At 50.8% G+C, this 24,720-nt stretch carries 18 protein-coding genes and 1 pseudogene; 8 read left to right on the forward strand and 11 right to left on the reverse strand.

Going from position 1 to position 24,720, the window contains the following annotated elements:
- Window positions 1-36 precede the first annotated feature (36 nt).
- Window positions 37-960, reverse strand: coding sequence for an NADP-dependent oxidoreductase (locus MHH48_RS25895; RefSeq protein ID WP_076324476.1), 924 nt, complete (start codon window positions 958-960; stop codon window positions 37-39).
- Window positions 961-1,091: 131 nt separating this feature from the next.
- On the opposite strand from MHH48_RS25895, the gene MHH48_RS25900 reads away from it, so the two are divergent.
- Window positions 1,092-1,967: a LysR family transcriptional regulator gene (locus tag MHH48_RS25900; protein WP_076324116.1), complete on the forward strand. Its 876-nt coding sequence runs from the start codon at window positions 1,092-1,094 to the stop codon at window positions 1,965-1,967.
- Window positions 1,968-2,589: 622 nt separating this feature from the next.
- Here the strand turns inward: MHH48_RS25900 and MHH48_RS25905 are convergent.
- The 6 genes from MHH48_RS25905 to MHH48_RS25930 all read right to left on the reverse strand — a co-directional run bounded on the left by MHH48_RS25905 (window position 2,590) and on the right by MHH48_RS25930 (window position 10,022).
- On the reverse strand, window positions 2,590-3,732 hold the full coding sequence (locus MHH48_RS25905; protein WP_076324117.1) for a glycerate kinase: 1,143 nt from the start codon (window positions 3,730-3,732) through the stop codon (window positions 2,590-2,592).
- A gap of 60 nt (window positions 3,733-3,792) precedes the next feature.
- The gene (locus MHH48_RS25910) at window positions 3,793-5,061 is read right to left on the reverse strand and encodes an SLC13 family permease (protein WP_076324118.1); all 1,269 of its coding nucleotides are present in this window, start codon (window positions 5,059-5,061) and stop codon (window positions 3,793-3,795) included.
- A gap of 131 nt (window positions 5,062-5,192) precedes the next feature.
- On the reverse strand, window positions 5,193-6,377 hold the full coding sequence (locus MHH48_RS25915; protein ID WP_076324119.1) for a sugar diacid recognition domain-containing protein: 1,185 nt from the start codon (window positions 6,375-6,377) through the stop codon (window positions 5,193-5,195).
- A gap of 456 nt (window positions 6,378-6,833) precedes the next feature.
- Window positions 6,834-8,195 (reverse strand): ABC transporter substrate-binding protein, encoded by a 1,362-nt coding sequence (locus MHH48_RS25920; RefSeq protein WP_076324120.1) that lies wholly within the window; start codon window positions 8,193-8,195, stop codon window positions 6,834-6,836.
- A 73-nt stretch (window positions 8,196-8,268) separates the two neighbouring features.
- Complete coding sequence (locus tag MHH48_RS25925; RefSeq protein ID WP_076324121.1) at window positions 8,269-9,093, reverse strand: carbohydrate ABC transporter permease; 825 nt, start codon at window positions 9,091-9,093, stop codon at window positions 8,269-8,271.
- Window positions 9,090-10,022, reverse strand: a complete 933-nt coding sequence (locus MHH48_RS25930) for a sugar ABC transporter permease (protein ID WP_076324477.1) — start codon at window positions 10,020-10,022, stop codon at window positions 9,090-9,092. Before MHH48_RS25930 ends, MHH48_RS25925 begins: the two co-directional genes overlap by 4 nt.
- 316 nt (window positions 10,023-10,338) lie before the next feature.
- Here MHH48_RS25930 and MHH48_RS25935 point away from each other — a divergent pair, with 316 nt between their 5' ends.
- Window positions 10,339-10,941 carry a TetR/AcrR family transcriptional regulator gene (locus tag MHH48_RS25935; protein ID WP_076324122.1) on the forward strand — a complete coding sequence of 201 codons (603 nt, stop codon included), beginning with the start codon at window positions 10,339-10,341 and terminating at the stop codon, window positions 10,939-10,941.
- Window positions 10,942-11,094: 153 nt separating this feature from the next.
- Window positions 11,095-11,658, forward strand: a complete 564-nt coding sequence (locus tag MHH48_RS25940) for an HXXEE domain-containing protein (protein WP_076324123.1) — start codon at window positions 11,095-11,097, stop codon at window positions 11,656-11,658.
- 3 nt (window positions 11,659-11,661) lie between these two features.
- Here MHH48_RS25940 and MHH48_RS25945 read toward each other — a convergent pair.
- Window positions 11,662-12,054: pseudogene (locus MHH48_RS25945) on the reverse strand (acetamidase); the annotation flags it as partial.
- A gap of 138 nt (window positions 12,055-12,192) precedes the next feature.
- Entirely contained in the window at window positions 12,193-12,867 is a 675-nt protein-coding gene (locus tag MHH48_RS25950; RefSeq protein WP_256720705.1) for a serine protease, read from the reverse strand.
- Window positions 12,868-13,287: 420 nt separating this feature from the next.
- Here MHH48_RS25950 and MHH48_RS25955 point away from each other — a divergent pair, with 420 nt between their 5' ends.
- The 4 genes from MHH48_RS25955 (at window position 13,288) to MHH48_RS25970 (ending at window position 21,701) form a co-directional block, all read left to right on the forward strand.
- Complete coding sequence (locus MHH48_RS25955) at window positions 13,288-14,487, forward strand: oxalate decarboxylase family bicupin (protein WP_076324126.1); 1,200 nt, start codon at window positions 13,288-13,290, stop codon at window positions 14,485-14,487.
- Window positions 14,488-14,682: 195 nt separating this feature from the next.
- On the forward strand, window positions 14,683-15,135 hold the full coding sequence (locus MHH48_RS25960; protein WP_076324127.1) for a MarR family transcriptional regulator: 453 nt from the start codon (window positions 14,683-14,685) through the stop codon (window positions 15,133-15,135).
- Window positions 15,132-18,302 carry an MMPL family transporter gene (locus MHH48_RS25965; protein ID WP_076324128.1) on the forward strand — a complete coding sequence of 1,057 codons (3,171 nt, stop codon included), beginning with the start codon at window positions 15,132-15,134 and terminating at the stop codon, window positions 18,300-18,302. The genes MHH48_RS25960 and MHH48_RS25965 overlap by 4 nt, the downstream gene beginning before the upstream one ends.
- A gap of 264 nt (window positions 18,303-18,566) precedes the next feature.
- Entirely contained in the window at window positions 18,567-21,701 is a 3,135-nt protein-coding gene (locus tag MHH48_RS25970; protein ID WP_306024475.1) for an ATP-binding protein, read from the forward strand.
- A gap of 176 nt (window positions 21,702-21,877) precedes the next feature.
- Here MHH48_RS25970 and MHH48_RS25975 read toward each other — a convergent pair whose 3' ends face one another.
- Complete coding sequence (locus MHH48_RS25975; protein ID WP_076324129.1) at window positions 21,878-22,558, reverse strand: O-methyltransferase; 681 nt, start codon at window positions 22,556-22,558, stop codon at window positions 21,878-21,880.
- A gap of 130 nt (window positions 22,559-22,688) precedes the next feature.
- Here MHH48_RS25975 and MHH48_RS25980 point away from each other — a divergent pair, with 130 nt between their 5' ends.
- Window positions 22,689-23,573: a LysR family transcriptional regulator gene (locus tag MHH48_RS25980; RefSeq protein WP_076324130.1), complete on the forward strand. Its 885-nt coding sequence runs from the start codon at window positions 22,689-22,691 to the stop codon at window positions 23,571-23,573.
- Here MHH48_RS25980 and MHH48_RS25985 read toward each other — a convergent pair.
- A complete protein-coding gene (locus tag MHH48_RS25985; RefSeq protein WP_083659745.1) occupies window positions 23,567-24,694 on the reverse strand; it encodes a right-handed parallel beta-helix repeat-containing protein in 1,128 nt (375 codons plus the stop codon). The genes MHH48_RS25980 and MHH48_RS25985 overlap by 7 nt on opposite strands.
- Window positions 24,695-24,720: the final 26 nt, after the last annotated feature.

Here is a 24,720-nt window from a genome sequence, read left to right on the forward strand (position 1 = left end):
GCCCCTCCGTCTTTTGTATGACGCTGCACGTACGAATCATTCCTCCATCGCTATCCGCAGCACGACCTTCCCCCGAACATGCCCGGACTCCACGGCGCGATGCGCTTCCGCCGCTTCGCTCAGCGAAAATGTCCGGGACACATGGATCTTCAATTTCCCTTGTTCATATAATTGAACCAGTTCAGCCAATCGATCCTTAGATCGCTGACTGCGGATCGCGCAAACTCCCAGTTCTTCTACCTGATCAAAGGCTACAATCGTGCCGATGCGGCTCCGGTCTCCGACAAGCTCCACCGAGGCTCGCAGCGCTTCTTCGCCAGCTGCATCAAGCGCAGCACTCACTCCCTCGGGGGCTGCCGCCTTGACCCGGTCTACAAGACCTGGGCCATAAACAACAGGAACAGCGCCCAGTGAACGAAGATAATCATGATTTCGCTCGCTCGCCGTTCCGATGACCCGGGCTCCCCTGGCTCGAGCGATCTGGACGGCAAAAGAACCGACGCCACCTGCTGCCGCATGAATCAAGACCGTATCCCCGTGACCAACCCCTAACGTCCCAAGTGCCGTATGAGCGGTTTGCCCCGATGCGGTCAAGACTCCGGCTTCTTCCCAAGGCATGGAATCCGGTTTGCGTACAACTTGATCTGTGCTGACCACCACATACTCAGCGTAGCAGGCGAGTAAAGACCAGCCAATGACGTCCTCTCCAACCTCAAAGCTGGTGACCCCCTCACCTACCTGATCTATCGTTCCGGCGAACTCGTTACCAAGGATTTGCGGCATCCGCAATGTCACGCCGGGCGGCGCCCAGCCGCTCCCCCTGATCCCGCAGTCGGCCGGTTGCACGCCTGCAGCCTTGACTTTAACCCTTATCTGGCCGTTACCGGCCTGAGGATCTTCAAATTCCAAGACACGCAGGACATCCGGCGGTCCAATCGTACTAAACGCAGCGGCTTTCATATCGATCATCCTTTCATGAATTCCTTGATCTTGTTTCTGAGATCATTCTATAATCATCAATAGATAATAAAAAATACAAAATTGTCTATGTATATATATACTGGAGTATATAAGCAAGGGGGGGGACCGTAATGGAAATGTTACAGCTGAAGTATTTTGTAACCGTAGCAAGACTTGAACATATGACCAAAGCCGCAGAGGAGCTCCATATTGCTCAGCCGGCGCTCAGCAAGACCATTTCCAGACTCGAAGAGAATCTCGGCGCTCCGTTATTTGAACGCCAAGGCCGGCAAATCCGTCTCAATCCGTATGGCAAAGCATTTTTGGCAAAAGCCAAAGCAGCCCTGCAGCTGCTGGAAGAAGGACGGAGGGAAGTCGAGGATCTGGCGGGACTGGAGCATGGGCGCATTCATATGGCCTTATCCAACATGGAGCAACTCAGAGAGCCTTTAAGATTGTTTCTAAGCAAACATCCGAAAGTCAACTTTCATATCATCCAGTCTTCGATGGAGGATATGGTTCAGACCATTGAACATAATGAGGTTGATTTCTTTCTCACTTCCATGCCCATCCGGCACCCGGATATACGCAGCTTGCCTTTGCTCGTCGAAGAGGTGTTCTTGGCCGTTCCCCCCACCCACCGTTTAGCCGAAAAAAATCAAATTCACTTAAGCGAGGCTGCAGGAGAATCATATGTCGGTTATAAAGAAGGCCATCCGTATCAGAAGATGAATAATGAGTTTTGCAAACAAGCCGGTTTTCAGCCGAAGGTCGTCTGCGAGGTGGAAGACCCCGGAACCATAGCCGATCTGGTCCGTTCTGGATTTGGCGTAGCTTTAATCGGTGAATGCAGAAGCGGCGAGGAGTTAAAGCTGACGAAGCTAAGCATTCGAGAGCCTCAGACTCGTCGCATATTCCAAATTGCATGGCTGGAATCCAGGTACTTGTCCAAGGCCGCAATTGCCTTCCGTGATTTCCTCGTGGAATATTACGCGGAATCACGGTAAGCCGACCACAAGGGGCTGTCCCAAAAGATCTTAGATCTTGCGGGAGGCCCCCTTCTTGCTGTTAGAAGAACACTCCCTGTACGAATCGTTCCTACCATCGCTGTTGCCCCCACATTTCTTGGAATGGTTCTGGGTAAAGACGAAATGTGGGGGCAAAGGCGAGCGCTGACGCTTGTCCGGAATCGTTTCGTCCTCTCCGCTACGCCATGCAAATTTCTTACTTTTTTAGACGCAAAGAAACCGTTTTTCGGTAAAATGGAGGTGCTATCCAAACCATTAATGGATTTGGAGGAAGATATCCCTTAGGCACCATCTGGTTTGCATCGTCAATGAAGACATCAACCCGTTTGGACGACCGAATCTTTGCGAGTGCCTATCCCGGCGGCGGTCAATTGATGAAAAAACAGCAAAATAAAGGAATGGCGGTTCCAGGGAGATCAGCCCTGTACCGCCATTTCTCTCTTTGACGTAATTCTAGATCCGTTGTGTGTAAGCGTAGACGATGACTTTGGTGAGCATCTTGGGATGGTAGCTGTCTCGACGCCGTGTGCCAAAGCAACAGGATTGTCAATCAAATCCTATACTCGAATTCCATCATGCCCGCCTCTAATCGTCATCTTATTCAAGCCAACTTGCTACCGCATTTTAACGTCATCGCCATATTGCGCGCTGTACGCTCCATATTGGCGGCGGCTTGTCTTATCGCATCGTCCAGGCTGCATACGCCGGGCACAATCGTGAACACGATATCGATGCCATGCTCAAGCACCGCTTCATGCCCGTCCGCAAGCGAGCCCGCGATGCCGATGACCGGCACTCCGTACCGCTTGGCCGTCTTGGCCACGCCCATCGGCGTTTTGCCGTAAATCGTCTGGCCGTCGATGCGGCCTTCTCCCGTAATGACGAGATCCGCATCCTTCACTTGCGAAGCCAGCCCCGTCGCTTCGATAACGATATCCACGCCCCGCTTCAACTCAGCGGCCAAAAAAGCGAGCATACCGGCGCCAAGCCCTCCGGCTGCGCCAGCGCCGGGAATCTGGGCCACGTCGCGGCCCAAGCATGCCTTAATCATCGCCGCATAATGGTTGAGATTGCCGTCAAGCTGCTGTACCATGGCTGGATCGGCGCCTTTTTGGGGGCCAAATACGGCCGAGGCGCCGCGCTCTCCGGTCAGCGGGTTGTCCACATCGCACGCGGCCACGAAGGCAACCTGCTTCAGCCGCGGATCGGCTCCGCCCGTATCGATGCGGGCAATGCGATGCAACTCTCCACCGCCATAGCCTATTTCCGAGCCATCGGCGTCAAGCAGCCGCACCCCGATCGCCTGCGCCATGCCAGCGCCGCCGTCGTTCGTGGCGCTGCCGCCCAAGCCGAGAATAATCGTGCTGACGCCTTCGTTCAGCGCCGACGTAATAAGCTCCCCGGTGCCGCGCGTCGTCGTCGCGAGCGGATTGCGCTGCTCCGGCGGCACAAGCGCTAGTCCCGAGGCGGCGGCCATTTCGATAATCGCGGTCTTCCCGTCACCAAGTATGCCGTAGAACGCGGTCACGGGGGTGCCAAGCGGTCCCGTCACTTCGCGGTGAACCAATCGTCCACCTGTCGCATCCACCAAAGACTGCACCGTGCCCTCCCCGCCGTCAGCCATCGGCACATTGACGATATCCGCTTCGGGATACACGGCGCGTATTCCCTTCTCTATGGCATGACATGCCTCTAATGCGGATAAACTCTCTTTAAATGAGTCTGGAGCAATTACAACCTTCATTCTCTCCACTCCCTCTCCATCAGTCTTAACCAACTGCCTGAACAATCATTTTGCCGCAGATTACAAGAACCAGCCGAACACGCCGAACACCAACGTCGATACGACGGCCAGGACGAGACCGATTGCGGTCTCATACGGAATAAGGCGCAGCCGCTCCTTCATCGCCATATTGACGCTTCCGCCCGTTGCATGGAAGAAGCTGCCGTGCGGCATATGGTCGAAGACGGTCGCCCCGGCGTGAATCATCGCCGCAGCGCCCAGGGAAGCAACGCCAAGCCCCATAATCGTCGAGCCGAACACCGAGCTGGCGACTGCGGTACCTGCTGTTGTCGAAGCGGTGGCTAAGGACATGAACGCGCCGCTTATCGGCGCAAGCAAGTAAGCCGGCAAGCCGGAGGAGGCCAGACTGTCGATGATGACATCCTTCAATTGCGAATTCGATATAATGCCGGCCAACGTCCCTGTGCCGAGCAGCATGACAGCCACGCCCGACATTTTGCCCAAGCCCGATACCGCAAATTGATTGATCTGCTTGATGCGGCCCATGCACAAGGCGCCAACGAGCCCGCCGACCGGCAGCGCGATAACCGGATCGATGACGATGCCGGCAAGCGGGCGCAGCGCCAACAGCACAATCGCCGTGATCGGAGCCATCATCGCTGCCAGGAAGCTCGGAAGCTGCTGAGAGCTGTCGTCTACGCTTTCCTGGCCCGTGATCTTCGTTCCCTTTTTGGACAGGCGCTTCGCGATCAGATAAGTGGCAAAAAGCCCAAGGACAGCCGGTATGATTCCTGCCATCATCATCGATGTCAATGGAATATTGAATGCCTCTGCCGCCGAGATGGCGTTCGGATTCGGCGACATAATGTTGCCGGCCTTCCCGCCGCCGATCATGGCAAGCAATATCGCCATGCGGGACAAGTCGGCGCGCTGCGCAATCGCGATCGCAATCGGCGCCACCGTAATGACCGCGACGTCGATAAATACGCCGACCGCCGTCAGTACCATCGTCGCGAACGCCAGCGCAAACAGCGCACGCGTCTCGCCGACCTTGCGGATCAACGTTTCGGCAATCGTCTTCGCGCCGCCCGATTCAATCAAGACGCCGGCAAGCACGCCGGCTGCCAGGATGCGCAGCACGGCCGGAATCATGCCCTTCGCGCCATCCATCATCAAATTCACCGAATCAACCAGCCCGATTCCGCCGACGACCCCTCCGGCAAGTGCCCCAATCATCATGCCATAGGCAGGAGGGACTTTACGCAATATAAGCACAATCGCCACAACCAATGCCGTCAAAGCACCAAGTACAGTTACAGATACGTCCATAGTCAAGACCCCCTAATGTGTTGTCTCAATTCGTTATACTATTACTGTACCTGTAATGTGAAAGCGCTTCATCATGCATAAAAATGAAATAAAGCGCTTTATTGAGCGTGTTTTTTGTTCAAATGCACAAATCATGCATGTTCCTTCCAGACGCCGTCACTCTCCGGCTTCCTCTCTTTCAGCGCGCTTAGCCAGCGGGCCGTCATTAGCGTATATAAATCGCGAAAATGCTTCGGGTCTTTGCCGGTCGCCTCATGAATGCGCTGCAGTCGGTAGCGAAGCGTATTCCGGTGAATCGACAGCCGCTCGGCGATGCGCTGCTGCTCGCCGTTCTCATCATAATAGGCCTCCAGCGTCTGCTGAAGTTCCCCGCTCTTATCCTCCTGCGCAAACCGCCGCCATAGCCGCTGCAGCTCTTCCGCCACCCACGAGGGCGTAACGTTCGCTGCCACGGTCTCATTCGGCATATCTTCGCCGTAGTATACCGTCTGCTCCGGGAATATCGCCTGGCCCGCCCGCATCGTATCTTGCGCGGAACGATAAGACGCGATTAAGCCGTCGATGCCGGAATACGCCTTGCCAACCGCAATGCGGAGCGGCGCAATCCGCTTCTCCTCCAGCAGCCTGCGAATGTGACGGATGCCTTCGCATATATCGGCGTTCGGCTCCCGCGGGTGGAGATGGGGCTTATACAACACGATTTGGCGCGTATTGTGAATGGCGATCAGGTCGATGGCGGGCCGACCCTCCAATATTTCAACCACCTGCTTGAGTGTAGACAATGAATTCGCGTCCTGCGCACCGATCAGCTCCATAATGCATGCAACCCGCGCTTTATCCGGATGGAAGCCAATCCGTTCCGCCTGGAGGCGCAGCATGGCGTTATCCTTGCCGTCCGCATGAATGATGGACTGAAGGAAATCCTCCTTCATCCGCTTATCCCATTGGGCTTTTTCCAGCAGATCTGCTTGCTCCAAGTACATTTCCGCCGTCATTTTCACCAGCTCGCCGTACTTGGTCACCTCGTTCGGATCGCCGGTAATACCGATGACCCCAACAACTTCGCCCTGGAAGTGAATGGCCAGATTCGTTCCGGGCAGCACCCCTTGCAGCTTGCGCGCGCTTTCCTCGTCAATCTCGAAGCGACCCTTCCTCTCAATCGCAATGAGCGCCCCTTCATGCTTCTGATATAAGCGCGAGCGGTCGCCAGAACCGATAATCCGCCCCCGTTCATCCATGACGTTCACATTATAATGAATCACTTGCATCGTCCGCGTTACAATTTCTTGCGCCAATTCCTTAGTCAATCTGCTCATCTTGTCTATCCCCTGTCTATGTCCGGCATGATATGAAAAAACGCCCTCCATCCGATAAGCGCGATTAATCGCATTCTTCCGGGATAGGGGCATTCAGCTTCGAATAACGTTATTATACGCCCTAAATGTGAGTGTTAACACGAGGAAGGGAATTTCCTCACGAAGTGGCTGTTATTCGGTGAGTTACTATAATTAACGATTATTTTGTCTGAGTATACGCTTTCGCGTTTCTTTTGTAAACTCAAACACCACCAGTATAGCCTCAAGAGAACGCAGGTACTCATGATTCCGTCGCTTGCGGTTGAGGTGGATTTCTTTCTAAGAATGTATCGCTTAAGCGAAACTTCCCGGTGAATCGTTTATTGGCTGAGCATTCATGCCACGAACCAACAAGCCGATCCTGATGGATCGGCTTGTTACTCCCTGTCTCTCCTGAGTTTGAGGCTCCCCTCTATGCTACTTCACGGTACGGTTATAATCCTGAATCTTGGTCGTAATTTCTTTCGCTGCGTCGTCCAGTGCCTGCTGCGGTGACTTTTTATTGTTCAGCACCTCTTCAATCGCCCCTTCCACAATCTGTCTTGCCTCGGGGAATACGCCCATCACGGCACCCTGGGTCGCTTTAACCAGCTTCGTCTGGTGCAGCTGATCAATGGCTGTCTGGAATTGCGGGAATTTCTTCAGATTCTCCTTCACGCTTTCTTCCTCATACGCCTTCGTGGTAATCGGGAAGTACCCGGTATTGATATGCCAGTATGCCTGCTCCGATGGAGAGGTCAGGAATTTAATGAACTCCCATGCGGCTTTTTGCTCTGCTTCAGGACGACTGTTCATCATCCACAGGCTTGCTCCGCCCACGATAACACCGCCTTCTTCCGCTCCTTCCGGCTTCGGAAGGAAGCCTGTGCCTACTTCAAACTTGCCTTCCGAGCTATCCACAAGTCCCTTCAAAGCTGCGGTTGAGTCCAGAATCATGGCGACCTGACCGGCCGAGAATGCCTTCTTGGAATCATCGGTTTTACGTCCCAGGTTATTGGCTGCCTTGGAATCGATCAGATCCTTCCACCAAGTCAGCACCTTTACGCCAGGCTCGGTATTGACTAGTGACTCGGTCGCCAGATCGTCTCGGCCGTTGCCGTTGTTCACATACTCCGCACCCTGATTGGCAAACAACTGCTCCATAAACCAGCCGTATATAGCAAAATTCGCTCCAACCGCCTTCCCTTTTTTCGATATCGTGTCTGCCGCGATTTTCAGTTCTTCAAACGTCTTGGGCGGACTTTCCGGATCGAGCCCCGCATCCTTGAACAGGTCTTTATTGTAATACAGTATCGGATTAGAGGAGTTGAAAGGCATGGAATACAGCTTATCCTCAAATGTATAATACCCGCTGATGTTAGGCTCTAGCTGCGACACATCCCACTGATCCGCATCAATGAACTCCTGCATGGGTGTAATTAGTTTGGAATCGATCATAAACCGGCTGCCGATCTCGTACATCTGGACCACGGAGGGTCCCTCGTTTGTTCCCATCGACGCCTTCAGTTTACTTAACAGGTCATCATAGGTTCCCTGATACACCGCTTCTACCTGCACCTTGTCCTGTGAAGCGTTAAAGTTGGCGACCAATTGATCAACCACCTTGGTATTAGCTCCTCCCATCGCATGCCAGAACACCACTTTTTGAACACCAACATCGGTCTTTGGTACGGAATCCGTCCCCTTATCAGGCTCCTCACCCATGTTAATGTTACACGCGCTAAGCAGCAGCATGATCGCAGCTAACACGATACTTACCAACCTCGTTCTTTTTTTCATCCGCGATTCCCTCTCCTTTCGTTCGTAAAATGCTTCCTATGATAAACCTGCATATGACAGGCCAACCACCGCACTAACCTTTCAACGCACCAGCGGTAATTCCGCGCACCAATTGTTTGACGCCAAAAGCCAGCAGCACAAAGGAAGGGATCAGCACGATGGTCACGCCGGCCAGAATCAGGTTCCATGACATCACCTCAGCATGCTGCAGCATAGCCACCCCGATCTGTACGGTTCGCATCGAGGCCTGGTTTGTGATCAAAAGCGGCCACAAGAAGTGATTCCAGTGCGTGAGGAAGGTATACACCGCCAAGGTAGCAATGGAAGACCGGGACAACGGCAGCACCATGGACAGAAAACTGCGGATATGACCGCACCCGTCGATTTTGGCCGCATCAAACAGCTCACGCGGGAGCTGCAGAAAAAACTGGCGCAGCAGAAACACGCCAAAGGCCCCTGCCATAAACGGCACGATCAATCCCTGGTAGCTGTCCATCCAGCCCCAATCCTTAATGGTCAGATAATTCGGAATAATCGTGACTTCCCAAGGAATCATCATCGTTGACAAGAAGAGTCCGAACAGCAGTGCCTTACCCTTAAAATTAAGAAATGCAAACGCATATGCGGCCAGACTTGATGTAATGACCTGACTGATCATGATGGCCGACGAGACAATGAAGCTGTTCAGAATAAAGCGAATAATCGGGAAGCCGGAGATGGCCTCCGTAAAATTGCCCAGATAGAAGCTCGACGGGAACAGCGGTGGTGGGAAATTAGCTACCTCCTTCTCGGTCATAAAGGCTGAGAACACCGTAAAGATGAGCGGATATAACACAATCAAAGACAGGAGGATGAGCAGCAGATAGGTAAACAGGGACGTAATTCCGCGCAGGGTCATTGGTAATGCACCTTCTTTTCCAGAACTTTAAACTGCAGCAGCGTAAGGAGCAGAATAATCGCAAACAGGATCAGAGCCTGTGCGCTGCCGATGCCAAACCGGAAATTGACGAAGGCATCCTGATAAATGGAGTAAACCATGACATTGGTGGAGTTGATCGGACCTCCCTTGGTCAGAATGTGAATTTGCCCGAATGCTTGAAATGCACCGATAACCGATACAATCAAAGCAAAGAAAATCGTAGGTGACAGCAGTGGCAGTACGATTTGGATAAAGGTCCGGATCGGCCCGGAGCCGTCCATTTTGGCGCTCTCGTATATCTCCTCCGGAACTCCCTGTAAACCGCTGGACAGCACAATAAACAGAAACCCCATGTTCATCCAGATCGTCATGATCGAGATCGAGATCAGAGCCCAGGAAGGATCGGTTAACCAAGGGATCGGCCCGAGATGAACGAAGCTTAGAAAATAGTTCAGCATGCCCGCCGTAGGATGAAACAACAAAAACCATATAATCGAGCCGGTCCCGACGGAAATGACAATCGGCAATGAGAAAACAAACTGAAACACCTTCATCCCTCGCAGCTTGTTGTGGGTAATGGCGGCAAGAAACAGCGACCATATCAAGGAGGTGGGCACGGTAAACAAAATAAACATCAGCGTTACGCCAAGATTCTTATAGAATGATCCTGATGATAAAAGCCGGATAAAATTCTCCAACCATACAAATTCAACAACCTGACCCCGCGGATCCGTTATCGTCATGCTGAGATAAACCGATTTCAGCATCGGGTAGAACAAAAACATCATAAACAAGATGATGGAGGGTGCCAGAAATCCATAGGCTAAAGCATGCTCACCCCAGAGCCTTTTTCTTATCGCTGCACTTTTAGGTTTCTTGCCGTGTAAAACGCTTTCATTGCTAGACAACCGACATTCCCCTTTCTTCGAAAATTTCTCTCTGCCATTCGAAAAGATGCAAGGATTCGCAAAAAAAGAGAAAAAAAACACATAAACTGCATGCCGAAAAACAGACAAGCAATTCATGTGATTCTCCTCTTCTCCATCACATATGCAGCATGCTCTAAACAATCCTCCCTTCATTATTATCAATAACATTGAAAATTTAGAACATTCCATGCCTTGATATTTCGAGCCTTGACAATAGCTGGAAATGACAATATTCTTGAGTAAACACTCAGTATATGGGATTCGTCATTTAATCAAAAAAGGAAGCCATCTGCCTATGCCCACAACAAACAATCGAAATGCCAAGAAGGAACGGATATTGAACGCCGCTCTGAAGCTGTTCTCGCAGCAGGGATTTCATGCGACGACAACCAAAGAGATTGCCGCCGAAAGCGGCGTTGCCGAAGGGCTGATCTTCTACCACTTCGGAGATAAGCGGAAGCTGCTGCTCTACCTTGTGAACAATTTTTCCTTTGTACCGCAGGTTCAAGAGGATGCCCGGGAACTGGCAAAGCTGCCTACGGAGGAAGCCCTGTTTCAATACGGCTTGACGTACCTCCAGTTTCTCAGGGCTAACATGGACTACGTAATGCTCATTTGGTCACCCGAATTAATACAGGATGCCGAAGTATCGAATGAGGTGTCTCGGCTGATCGGTGGCTTCGGGACAGCAGGCAGCAGCATACTCAAACAGGCGGCGGGATCGAAACATCAACCTGAACATACGATTCAGGTTGCGATGATGATGATAACCTCCTCCATCCTGGTTTACTTTATGCTCCAATCCCGTTTCGGGAAGGAGGCGCTCCCGCTCGGAGACGAATCGTATATTCGTGAGCTTGTCCGGCTGCTGATGCACGGATGGAATGGACAGTCATAATCCGGTTCATCAGACAAGATGTTACACACAGCAATGAAAAAAGCTGATAGCAGTACCGAGATTCATCGCTGCATCAGCTTATTTCATGCTCTCATTTTGAGTGTATACTCAGTTTTCTGTAGATGCCATATATATTAAATACCGAAGGGAGTTATGGAATTGACGTTATCGCTCATTCAACACTGGAATCTGAATATGATACTGTGGCTGCTGCCGGTCGTATTTTTCATTCACGATGGAGAAGAGATTGCCACGATGGAATGGTGGCTCAGGAAGAACAAGAATAACCCCTGGATCTCCAAATTCTCGCCTGTCTCCATTCCATGGGATAAACACATCACCCTGCAATTCACATTTGCCGTACTGCTAATCGGCTTCATTCTCACCAGTGTAACGTTCCTTACGGCTCTTAACGCCGAAATCGGCAGCCCATTCAACGTGCTGTTTGCCGGCTTTGTTGCGGTTTTCCTGCTGGATGGTGTGAAACACGTGGGAGCTTCGATTGCTCTTAAGACATACACCCCGGGTGTCCTTACAGCCGCGTTCCTTGAGATTCCTTATGGGATCTATGCGCTCTATCGCTTTCTGCATGCAGGTATCGTTGATACCGCGGCGCTCATTATTGGAACATTGATCGCCTTGCCCATCGTTCTGTTTCTGGTTTGGTTTGGTCTGACGCTCGGGAAGCAAATGGCGCCAATCCGAAGAAATATGTAACGTTTAATATCTCAACTGGTAGTGTTCCAGCACCACATCCGCCAATCCTGCTTGCTCAAGAAGCGGAACAGGTGCCAGGAAGGTGACGGTGATAACTCCCGGATCCCGGCCGATGTCGATGGAACCAGTAATCGTAGCCCGGTTCATCACTTCCGGCACGGAAATACCCAAAACGATTGCTGCCCGCTGCAGCCCGTTGGCGGTCGCCTCGTTCAGAGTGGCGCCTGTGCCAATGAAGGAGACTGGCGCGGTGTCTTCTATCTGATCCAGCCCCCAGCTTCGGGCCGCCTGCAACGCTTGTGCTTTCTCCTCAGGGGTAAATGGCCGAGCCAAGTACGGAAGATCCTCTTCCACTGGCAGCAGCACAGGTCCGTCTAGCTTCAATCCTTTGATGAGAAATGTCCATATGCCCGTCCGTGCGGTCCTCCAACTGGCTACTCGCTCTGCCGCTTCCTGATGAACAATTGGAAGATTATCATGAATGTGCAAAAAAGATAGATGACGTTGGAACAAAGATAAGATGACGGGGGATACTTATTCAGCCTGGAGATTCACTCTCATTATCTTTTCATATTTCTGCAAATAATCGATGGGTATGGCGAGCCCAACGGTAATCGATTGATCTTCCCGTGTTGTAGTTGTAGTGGCAAACACAACAGCGATAACATTTCCTTCCTTGTTGATTACAGGGCTGCCACTGTTTCCGTTATAGATAGGCGCCTGTATCATGAGCATAGGAAGCTCTCGATTAGCTGTTGGAGTTAATCCTAGCACGATACCTTCAGTGGCGATTCGGTTGAATGATAACGGATTTCCGATGACATTTATAGGTTCGCCCTCTTGATACGGTGTCTCTGTTTCTAGTTGAAGTGTAGGCAGGTCGGTCTCATTGTCTCTAATCTGAAGTATGGCAATATCGAGCTCTATGTCACTGACGATAACATCTGCGAGATATGATTTACCATGAAGAAATTGAACAGTGCCAACTTTGTCATCTTCCGTTACATGTTGATTCGTAATAATGAGGCCGCTTGCGGCTACATTGAAGCCAGTGCCTTTCCGATCGCCGGCATTTATGTTGACAACGGCTTCTTTATAATGCTGGATCTGTTCATTTTGCGATAATTGTGAGTCCTTCTTCAAAAACCGAAGTGACGGAAGATTATAAATTTGCGGAACAAACGCGATCAGATTGCCGAATAGCAGCATGGCCAGCAAAATAATGATTGTTTTTTTGATCCATATTCTTTTGGGGGGAGTATTTAGCTCATCATCTTCATTGTCGTCCTCCGTGTTCCAACCCTCAACTTCATCTTCGGGGGCAGGGCCAACGGTATCATCTAATAGCTCGATAGATGTTTTTGGATCATGTTGCTCATCGTTATGGATGGAAAATACCTCCTTGCTAATGAGAAAATAGAACTTTCACTGATTCAAGATGATTATATCAAACCTTGGCAGACTGTGATCGGGTACGAATTGAAATTTATGCAAGATAAAAAAAACAAGCTGCTTCATGTACCTCACAAAAATCTTCATATAAGCCAAGCGCTGGCTCATAACCATAATAGATAGCAGTTTAAACGGAAACTTTGCGAGAAAAAAACGTATGGAGGGAGATACGCATTCATGGACGATCAGAATCAGAACCAGAACCGAAGAAATCAACACCATGTGCCTCAACCGATACGCCGTGACGGAGCAGGCGGACCGGATTATGGTCCGCGGGATGTAATGAGGGATATGCAGAATCCCGACATGCTTGTGCCTCCGGTCACGGATTCGGGCTTGCTGCCCAATTTGAGGGTGTCGTTCTCCGACACGCATATGCAGCTGAACCATGGCGGCTGGTCGAGGGAAATCACGATACGGGATCTCCCGATTGCCACCACACTGGCCGGTGTGAATATGAGCCTGACGCCCGGCGGCGTTCGGGAACTCCATTGGCATCAGCAAGCGGAGTGGTCCTACATGATCTGGGGCAGCGCCAGAATCACGTCAGTCGATCAAAACGGAAGAAATTTCATTGCGGATGTGGGACAGGGTGATCTGTGGTATTTTCCCGCCGGTCTCCCCCACTCCATCCAGGGACTGGAGGGAGGCTGTGAATTTCTGCTTGTGTTTGACGATGGTCACTTCTCGGATCTGAACACCCTGTCGATTACCGACTGGTTTGCCCACACGCCGAAGGATGTGTTGTCCGCCAACTTTGGCATACCGGAGAGCGCTTTTGACCATATCCCGGACAAACAGGTTTATATTTTTCAGGATCAGGTACCGGGTTCACTCGAAAGTCAGGAGATCCAGTCGCCATATGGTCAGGTGCCACTCAGCTTCAAGCACCGGCTGCTGGCACAGGAGCCTATCGTAACCCCGGGGGGCTCCGTAAGGATTGTCGACTCGAGCAATTTTCCGATCTCCAAAACCGTTGCAGCCGCACTCGTCGAGATTAAACCTGGCTCGATGAGAGAGCTCCATTGGCATCCGAATCAGGATGAATGGCAGTATTACCTTGCAGGACAAGGACGAATGACCGTATTTGCAGGCAATGGGGTGGCTCGGACATTTGATTACAGGGCCGGCGACGTCGGTTATGTGCCCTTTGCCTTTGGCCACTACATACAGAACACGGGCACCGAGTCTTTATGGTTTCTGGAGATGTTCAAAAGCGACCGATTCGAGGATATTTCCTTGAATCAGTGGATGGCTTTGACCCCTCGCGACCTGGTCCAGGATAACCTGAGAATCGGATCCGAAGTCACCGATGCTCTGCGCAAAGAAAAGTGGCCTGTCGTAAAATATCCGGGATATTCGTATTATCCAAGATAATGCCTGTTCTCCCCTGTTTTTTTCGGATATTGCCCCATTCTTACAAAATGCTCAAGCAGACCTGCCGAGGGATTGGCATTCCAAGGCAGGCTGCTGCATGTGCCGTCAAACTGACATTGACTTTTTTTTACTCCTGCCATATAGTTCATTAATGAAACTATATTACACGTGAACTATTCGAGAGGAGAACTATTGTTGAACGACAAGGCAAAGCAATGGATCGACCGATATGTGGATGTCTATCTGCTGGTCACCCGGCGGATCAACGCCCAGATTCGGGAGCATCTTGGTGAGGATCTGACCAATGACCAGTTTCAGGTTGTGCGTTTAATCAACAGCATGGATCACTGTACTTCGTCCCATTTGGCGGAGACACTCGCCGTTGGCAAGAGCTCGATTACCGCCATCGTCAATCGTCTCGTGGATGCAGGCATTATTGACAGAACCCGAGATGAAGCGGACCGAAGGCTGGTATATCTAAATGTAACGGAATACGGAAAATCTATTTTTGAATCCGCCCAGGAGCAGATGCGGGAGATCATCTCCCCCTACTTGCAGCATTTTGAAGAAAAAGATATTGAAATGTTCATCTCGATGTTCGAGAAGCTGGGGCAATTGATGTTTGAATCAGGGGGGAGAAAGAATTGAAAGCCATACTGAAAGCAAGATGGGCCCTTATCGTTCTATGGCTGATTGCGGCAGTCGTGCTGTTTTTGTTCGCACCTTCCATGTCGGACCTGGTCCGGGAGAAGGGGCAGTTATCCGTTCCTGACGGATACACCTCGTCGCGGGCCGCAGAAATTCTCAAGGAAGCTTCCGGCGGCGAAGGCGGGGAGACCTTGCACCAGGTTGCGCTCGTCTTCAATAAACCCGATGGGTTAAGCGAAACGGATAAGGAGAGTATCCGAGAGGGCGTTCAAGCTTTAAACAACAATAAAGAAAGCCTCCATATTGATTCCATCAATGAACCGTTCACGCAAACGGAGCTGGAAGACACGCTGATTGCCAAAGACGGCAAGACCATCATGGTCGCGCTTCAGGTCAGCGGCGGCCAGGAAGCCGTGAAAGCTCTGCCCCAGAAGGTTGATCAGGTGCTGGAAGGCGTTCAAGCCGATCATTACCTGACAAGCGAAGGTCTCATCAATGAAGATACCATCGTCAGCTCGGAGGAAGGCCTGAAGAAAACGGAATATATTACGGTTGTCTTTATTCTCCTCATTCTATTCGTTGTATTCCGTTCCTTCGTAGCACCATTCGTACCGCTGTTGACCGTAGGTCTCAGTTATATCGTGTCACAGTCAGTCGTTTCTTTTCTCGTTGACCAATTCAACTTCCCGATATCGTCCTTCACCCAGATCTTTATGGTGGCCGTCATGTTCGGGATCGGAACCGACTACTGCATCCTGCTGATCAGCCGGTTTAAGGAAGAACTCACCACGTCGGAGGATACCAAATCGGCCATCATCGAGACTTACCGAAAAGCCGGCGGCACCGTGCTTTATTCCGGGCTTGCCGTATTTGTAGGTTTTGCAGCGATCGGGTTATCCAAATTCATTCTGTACAAATCCGCAGTTGCGGTTGCAATTGGCATTGCCGTTATGCTTCTAGCATTGGTTACAGTCGTCCCATTCTTCATGGCGGTGCTGGGCAAGAAGCTCTTCTGGCCGTCACGCGGCAAGCTGGAGCATAGCGAGAATAAGCTTTGGGGAGCGGCAGGTTCCTTCTCTCTTAAGCGCCCTTGGGCGGCATTGCTTGTCGTCGCTGTGATCGTGGCCCCTTTCTTGGCTACATACAGCGGCAAACTGTCATTTAACAGCCTGGAGGAAATCGGGCCAAGTTACGCTTCAGTCAAGGGCTTTAACATTATTTCGGATAGCTTCGGTCCCGGACAATCGCTGCCTTCCACCATCGTGATCAAGAACGATGACCGGATGGATACGGCAGAATACATGGGACTCGCGGAAAAAATCAGCCGGGAAGTGGAAAAGGTTGATGGCGTATCCAGCGTACGCGGGCTCTCCCGTCCAACCGGTGAGCAGATCAACGATTTCCTCATTCCAACGCAAGTGAAAACGTTAAATGAAGGATTGGGAGAGTCCAAAGACGGACTGACCCAAATCCAGAATGGACTATCCGAAGCAGGCAAGCAGCTCAGCGAGAATACGCCGAAGCTGAATGAAGCCGCAGCGGGAGCCAAAGAGCTGACCAAGGGAACCGCCGACCTCAAGGACGGCATTACGGAGCTTGGCCAAGGCCTCAGCGCCATTCAAAAAGGAATCCAAAGCGGAAGCGCAGGCGCAGGCGAACTCAAAACCGGGCTTGCCCAAGCTGCGAAAAGCGCGAAAGAGTTAGCTGCAGCCCATGCCCAGCTTCTTCAAGGTTATAAACAGCTTGATACCGGATTAGCAGCTCTTGACGGCGGCGTTGCCGAACTTAAAGAGCAACTGGGCGGCGTGGCGACCGCACTGAGTGGACTTGAAGGCTCCTTCACAGGATTGGAGAGCAATTACCCGGAACTCATTCAAGATACCGACTACCAAACCATTAAGGGTACCGTTACGCAAACAGCTGCAGGCACAGCCGAGCTGGCAGCAGGGTTAGGACAAATCTCCGAGCAGCTTAAAGGTGCGTCTGCCGGCTTATCGGAAGCAAACGCCGGCTACGCTAAGGCAGCCGCCGGGCAAACGGCGCTTGCCGACGGTCTTCAGCAGCTCGTGTCCGGTATCGCCGAGCTGCAATCCGGCCTTTCGCAGGCAGCTAACGGGCAAGGACAGATCGTAAGCCAAATTCCTTCCATTACGGGCGGTCTGGACCAGCTGCAGGGCGGGCAGAAGCAGCTTGCCGACGGCTTTGGTGATCTAACCGGCCAGATCGGAGAGCTGACGGAAGGGCTGAACTCCAGCGCGGACGGATTGAAGCAAATTTCGGACGGACTGCATTCCGCTCAGGATTATCTGCAGCAGATCCAGGACGTTCAGGATGAAGAGCTCAGTGGTTTCTTCATTCCACAGGAAGCCCTGGAGAATAAAGAATTCCAGACGGTATTCGATACCTATCTCAGCAAGGACCGCAAAGTGATGACGCTGGACGTGGTTCTGGCAACCAATCCGTACAGCGAAGAGGCGCTGGGCAGCGTCGAACAGATTCAATCCGCGGTAGATCGCGCAGTAAAAGACACGAAATTGGAGAATGCCGAGGTTGCTATCAGCGGCATTACCAGCACGAATAACGATTTGCAAAACATATCGAATGAAGACTACGCGCGTACCGTGATTCTCATGCTGAGCGGAATCTTCATTATCCTGGTCGTGCTGCTGCGCTCCATCGTGATGCCGATCTATCTGATTGTCTCACTGGTCATCACATACTTTACGGCTGTCGGCGTAACCGAGATGATCTTCGTTCATGGCTTCGGGTATTCTGGCATTACCTGGGCCACGCCGTTCTTCAGCTTTGTCATGCTGATCGCACTTGGGGTGGATTACAGCATTTTCCTCATGGCGCGCTTCAACGAGAACAAGTCCTGGAATGTTCAGGATGCCATCTTACATGCCATGCGCAATATGGGTACTGTGATCCTGTCCGCGGTGGTCATTCTTGGCGGTACCTTTGCGGCGATGTATCCGTCCGGCGTACTGTCCATGATGCAGATCGCAACGGTTGTCCTGGTTGGACTTGTGCTCTACGCACTCCTGTTCCTACCATTCTTCGTGCCGGTAATGGTCCGTATCTTCGGCCGGGCTAACTGGTGGCCGTTCACCCCGAAGGAGCAGGACGCAAAGAGCAGCCCTTCCGGACATGACGTAGGAATGTAACCATTATAAAGATGACCCAAACCTAACAATATTCACAATAACCGCCTTTTTCCTGATTGATGACAGGTAAAAGGGCGGTTTTTTATACGCCATATCATTAAAAATGAACGGAAACCTTGTTCGTACTTGGAACTGCCTCCAAAGAACTGAACAAATGCTTTTTGCAGGGGAATAACTATACGACCGTCACATTTTCTCGTATATTAAGAAGAAGAATCTCGAATTTCACAACAACCCATACAAAACCTAGAAGGAACGTGAACCGTGCCGACGCGATCTGCAAAAAATACATATCACATGGGAAGTAAAAAGATTGTTCAGTATATATTGGCAATTACTGTTTTTCTGTCCTTGCTCCTCAGCATTCGCTGGTATTGGATCGAAGCCTTCGTTCCTCCCCACCACCCGAAAGCCTCCCAAGGGGTGCTCGACTTGCGCAGTTGGGACCTCATTCATTCCAAATCCATAACATTGGACGGGGAATGGGCGTTCTACCCTGACAAACTCGCCACAAAACAGGAGCTGGAGCAAACCCATCCGCAGCATCGCTATGTGCAGGTTCCGGGAAATTGGCAGGGAAGCCAAACGAAGGAATCCGAATCCGCCTATGGTACCGGCACCTATCGGCTTCGTATTCTGATTGATCCAGCCTTAACCGCTCCCCTTTCCTTCTGGATCCAACAAATTCAGGCTTCGGCGAGCGTCGAGATAAACGGGCTTAAGGTAGGGGAGATGGGCAAAACCGGAGAGGACGGAAAAGACACCTATTCACCGGCTCGAAGTCCCTTCGTTGTCGATTACGCTCCCGCTAACCACACGCAAGAAATCGATTTGATTATACGGGTGGCCAATAATGAGCATCCGCTCAAAGGCGGAATCGTAAATTCCATCAAGCTGGGATCCAGCGAAGCCATCCACGATGAACGCGGACTTTCCATCGATCTTCAACTCATTACATTCGTCGTGCTCATCCTTCACGGTCTGTATTCCTGCATCCTGTTTTTATTCAATCCGAAGGAATGGACGCTGCTTGATTTTTTCCTGCTGCTTCTCACCGCATCCGTGACGATTGTAGTGTCAGATGACGATTTACTGCTGAAATGGCTGTCCATCAATTACACTTGGGATCTTAAAATCTCCATTTTGTCTTATTCTTGGCTATCTTTTTTCATATTGAAAATGACCAGAAGTTTCACCATAAAGACTCGCAGCCGATGGTTTATCGGTTATGGCATTTCCCTGCTTCTATATTCCGGATTTATTGCAATCGCACCTGCTTCCCTTGTGTTCTGGACGGTGGAATATAAAGTTTTTAGCATTTATTATATATTGCCGGTTGTCATCTCTATCTATATGTTCGGGAGAATGGTGGCTGCAAGCCGGGATGACGCGATCTTTCTGCTCCTGGCAGCCAGCGGCATTTTCTCCAGCGTGATCTGGGGAGCGCTTAACAAATATCAGGAGCTTCCAACCGTATACTACCCCGTTGATGTCATCTCGGCCATCATCGGTTTCTCGGCCTATTGGTTTAAGCGTTATTTCCGCAATGCCGATAAAATCAGCAAGCTCAACCGCCAATTACAGAAAGCGGACAAAATGAAAGACCGGTTTCTAGCCCAGACGTCACATGAGCTGCGAACGCCGCTGCACGGGATTATGAATATCGCCCAGAGTGTGACGGACAGGGAGCAGCATCATATGGACAGTCGAAGTGCAGAGGATATGAATCTCCTTATTAAGGTTGGACGTCAGATGTCGCATTTGCTGAATGATCTCCTGGACGCAGTAAGGCTGAGGGAAAAGCGAATCATACTGCATGCCGAGCCGCTGTCCCTGCCCTCTGTCGTAAATGGCGTTATCGATATCTTGAAGTATTTGGTCGAAGGAAAAGCCGTAGAGTTGAAAATGAATTTAGACATATCCGAAGCCCTCCCTCTCGTTATGGCCGATGAAAAGAGGCTTGTGCAAATCCTCATGAATGTACTGCATAATGCCATCAAACATACCGAGGAAGGAATCATTGCCGTATCGGCCATCGCCAAGAACGGGCAAATGATCATCGAGGTAACGGACACGGGAACAGGAATGGATCAGGAAACACAGCAGCGTGTATTTCTACCATACGAACAAGGCGATCCCGGATACGGCGACACCAACGGCATCGGTTTGGGCCTTAGCATCAGCAGAGAGCTGGTAGAGCTTCATGGCGGCAGCATGACGGTTCACTCCGAAGTCGGAAAGGGTTCAACGTTTACCTTCACCCTTCCTTTGGCTGATTCGACGGATATTGAGATTTCTCCGAGCATATTGACCGAGCGGCTGGGAGCCTATGAAGAAATGGCAGCAAGCCGGAACAACCTCAACGGCCAGCCGCTCCTAACCGTAGAAGCGCCGTCCATGGAAGAGCAGATGAATATCCTGGCAGTTGACGATAATCTTGTAAATTTAAGAGTGCTTGCCAGCATACTGATGACTGAACCTTACCACCTGCAATTAGCAACTTCGGCCGGAGAAGCGCTGGAATTGCTCGGAACGAAACCATGGGATTTGGTTATCGCAGACGTGATGATGCCGCAGATTTCAGGCTACAAGCTGACACGGATGATAAGAGAGCGTTACTCCTCTTCCGAACTCCCTGTGCTTCTGCTGACGGCGCGCAGCGAGCCCTCCGACATGTATGCGGGATTTCGGGCAGGTGCTAACGATTATGTCACGAAACCGGTGGACCCAATGGAGCTTAAATACCGTATCCAGTCATTAATTACATTAAAGCAGTCCGTAAACGAGCGTCTTCGTATGGAGGCCGCTTATCTGCAAGCGCAAATCCATCCGCATTTTTTGTTTAACACCTTGAATTCCATCCACGCTTTGAGTGAAATTGATGTGGATAGAATGCGAAAACTTAATGAGGCTTTTAGTTCATACCTGCAAATCAGTTTTCAATATCAAAACTCCGGCAAATTTGTCTCACTAACGGAAGAACTCGAACTCGTACGCGCTTACTTGTATGTTGAGAAGGAGCGACATGGTAACCGGCTCCATGTCATATGGAACGTGGATCAGGACGCGAACCTCCTGCTTCCTCCCTTAACGATTCAGCCTCTGGTCGAGAATGCGGTACAGCACGGTATTATCCCAATAGCTAAAGGCGGCACCGTCGAAATCCATATAATCCGTCAGGAGCAGTCCACGCTAATTCAGGTCAAGGATAACGGCATGGGAATGAATAGAGAAAAAGTACAGGAGTTGCTGGATGCTCCGCGCAAGGACAAAAGAGGGATCGGTCTGTATAACACAAATCGCAGGTTGATTCAGACGTATGGGAGCGGTCTTTCCATTCAAAGCGAGGTCCGTGCGGGGACAAGCGTATCTTTTGTCATCCCTGATCCGGAGGAATAGCATCTCTTAACAGAAAAAGGAGGGGGTCCCGTCAGATCTAAGATCGATCTAAAATCTTTGGGACACCCTCCTTTTTTTCAAATATAGACGGATCCGATTGCTTCGGGTTCTTGTTCCTTCTGCCATTAACTTGATCAGGATCGCCGCAAACGAAAAAGATGCTCCAGTCTAGCAGCTCACGATACAACTCCGATATAAAACCCGTCATACCCCTTACTTCCCACCGTTTGAATAGCTGTGCCGGAAATGGCAGAGTGTTCGGACAGCATATCCATGAATTTGCGGATACCGTGCACCCGAGGGTCTGTGCTGTGATGATCGATAACTTCTCCATCCCGGATCACATTATCGCTAATAATGACGGTGCCTGGCCGTGAGAACTGTAACGCCCATTTCAAATAATTCGGATTGTTGGGTTTATCGGCATCGATAAAGATCAGGTCAAACGGCTTCACCTTCTCTTTGGCCAGCTGCTCCAACTGCAGCAGGGCATCGCCTACCCGGATTTCCACTCTATCCTGTAGTCCGGCCAATACCACGTTGGATTTGGCAACCTCGGCATGATGCGGATCGAGCTCAAGTGAAATTAGTTGCCCCTCAGCCCCAATCGCCCTAGCCATCCAGATCGTACTGTAACCTCCCAGCGTACCGATCTCCAAAATTCGTTTCGCGCCTTTGATCTGAACGATGACGTTCAGCAGCTTACCTTGAGCCTTGGATACATCAATTTCCGGCAATCCGGCCTCGCGATTTGCAGCTAACACCTTCTCCAGCACCTCATCATAAGGAATCAAATGTTCTGCGATGTAATCATCCACTTTTCCCCAAGTTGCAGCTGCAGCATCCTTCTTTTTCATGTCCGTTTCCTCCCTTATTCTCCATCTGGATCTTACAAAATCATTGTATGTGATTTATTGTTATAGATATAATATATATTTAAAAGACTTATATAACTTAAATATATGATTGGATAGGAGTGCGGCTCTCATGAATTTACACGCATTACGTCTCTTTTACGTCATCGCCACAACGGGCAGTGTTACCCGTGCTGCTGAATTGTTAAATATAAGCCAACCCGCCATAACAGCCCAGATTAAAAAATTCGAGAAGGAACTGTCCCTTACTCTCTTTAAACCGCAAGGCAGGGGCATCGGATTGACGGAGGCCGGAGCCGAGCTCGTCCCGCTTGCCAAAAGACTCTTCTCTGTCGAACAGCAGATTGAACAATTCTGTCTGGATTACCGCAGCGGTTCGAGGGGACAGATCCGCTTGGCGGCAACCTATCTACCTTCCCATTTTCTCCTGCCGGCATGGCTTGCGAAATACAAGCAGCGGTACGAAGAAGTAGAAATGAGCATAACCACCACGAATTCAAGCGATGCGCTTAAGCAGCTGTTAAATATGGATGTCGAGCTTGCGATATACGGCGGCCTGCCAGAGGAATCTCGGAATACGATACAGACCGAGGAGCTGTTCCGGGATGAGTTATGGTTTGTCGTATCCCCCGATCACCGTTATGCCAATCAGCGTATCACCCTGGAAGAGATGATGAGAGAGCCTTTTGTTATGCGGGAGGAAGGCAGTTCAACGCGGGAACGGTTATTTGCCTTATGCCGTACCCATAGCGCACCTTCCCCGCGGATCACGCTGCAATTCAATGGTCTGCACGAAGCAATCACAGCCGTCATTGCCGGATACGGTGCAAACTTTGTGTCTTCACTCGTCGTGCGGGAGTATGTGGAACGCGGCGAGCTGGGCCGGGTCTATGTTGATGGAATCGAGCTGCAAAATATCATAGCAGTTTGCACCCGCAAGCATGAACCGTTATCCGCTGCCGCCATGAACTTCGTGGATATGATCCGGAATCAGTAAGTTACCGTTACATTTCCCCTATACATATTTCCTGCCGGGCTTCTCGTATTCTGATATGCCGTTGCTGATGCATTGTTATAAGCCCCGATCACATACGCGGAAGGGTCTGTCAGGTAAAGCGTATTGTTGGAGAACCCGTTATCGATTCCCCACCCCGGCACGATCTCGTGGAGCTGAAACGCATCCACAATGGTGCTGTTCCCGTTCTGATAAGCCGTATTATTCCATATGATAGCCCCATTGCCTTTCACATCGATAAAGCTGTCAGCATAATTCGCACCGCTAATTCCCTCACCATAGAAGATGCAGTTCTCAACGAGCGTTCCCATCGACCGTTCCTTGATATCGATGTGCTCTGCCGTTATATTCGGACCAAAAATAACATTACGTATCGTATTGTAGTGGGTATTCTGGTTGTAGCTCGCTCCCTCTGCAGAACCTACATAGACCCCTTCCCCAAAGCCCGCTCCCGTCTTGCCCGTATTATGAATACGGGAGTTCTCAATGGAGCTATAGGAAGTGCCGTCCCGGAAATGCACCGCTTCGTAACCGATATGGTAAACCTCTACATCCGTGATGCGGGTAAAGTTGGAATTGTCCAGGATGATTCCCTTTTGCGCATTGGTAAACTTTAGATTGCGTATGATCCAGTAGTCGCCCCGAACGCGTAAACTGTAACCAGAACCTGCGGAATACCCGGAAATAATGGCTGGTTCAGCCGGGTTCTGACTCTCGATGACGATAGGCTTCAGGGCAGTTCCCTCGACATCCGTGGAGAAACTTCCCGTGTATGTCCCGGGTGCCAGGACAATTCGCTTCCCGGGTACCACATTCTTCAATGCGCTCTGCAAGCATGACGTTGTGGAACAAGCGATAAGATCCGACGGATCAGGGTTCGATACTTCAGCTCCGCTCTTGTAAGCGCTACCAACATTCCAGGGAATAGTCGTGCATTCGGCAAGAGCCGTACCCTTTCTGCTTAATGTATCCTTTCCACCGGATACCACTGACGACTCGGCATTAGCGTAGTCCGATCTAACCCATGTAGACGTCAATAACAGCAGCGTCAAAATGACTAATATCGGTTTGATTAGGCCGCGGTTCGTTCCCGTATTTCTCATCAAACATGCCATCCTCCTTCAAATTG

It is taken from the genome of Paenibacillus sp. FSL F4-0100 (assembly GCF_037993005.1).
Classification (GTDB): domain Bacteria; phylum Bacillota; class Bacilli; order Paenibacillales; family Paenibacillaceae; genus Paenibacillus_AQ.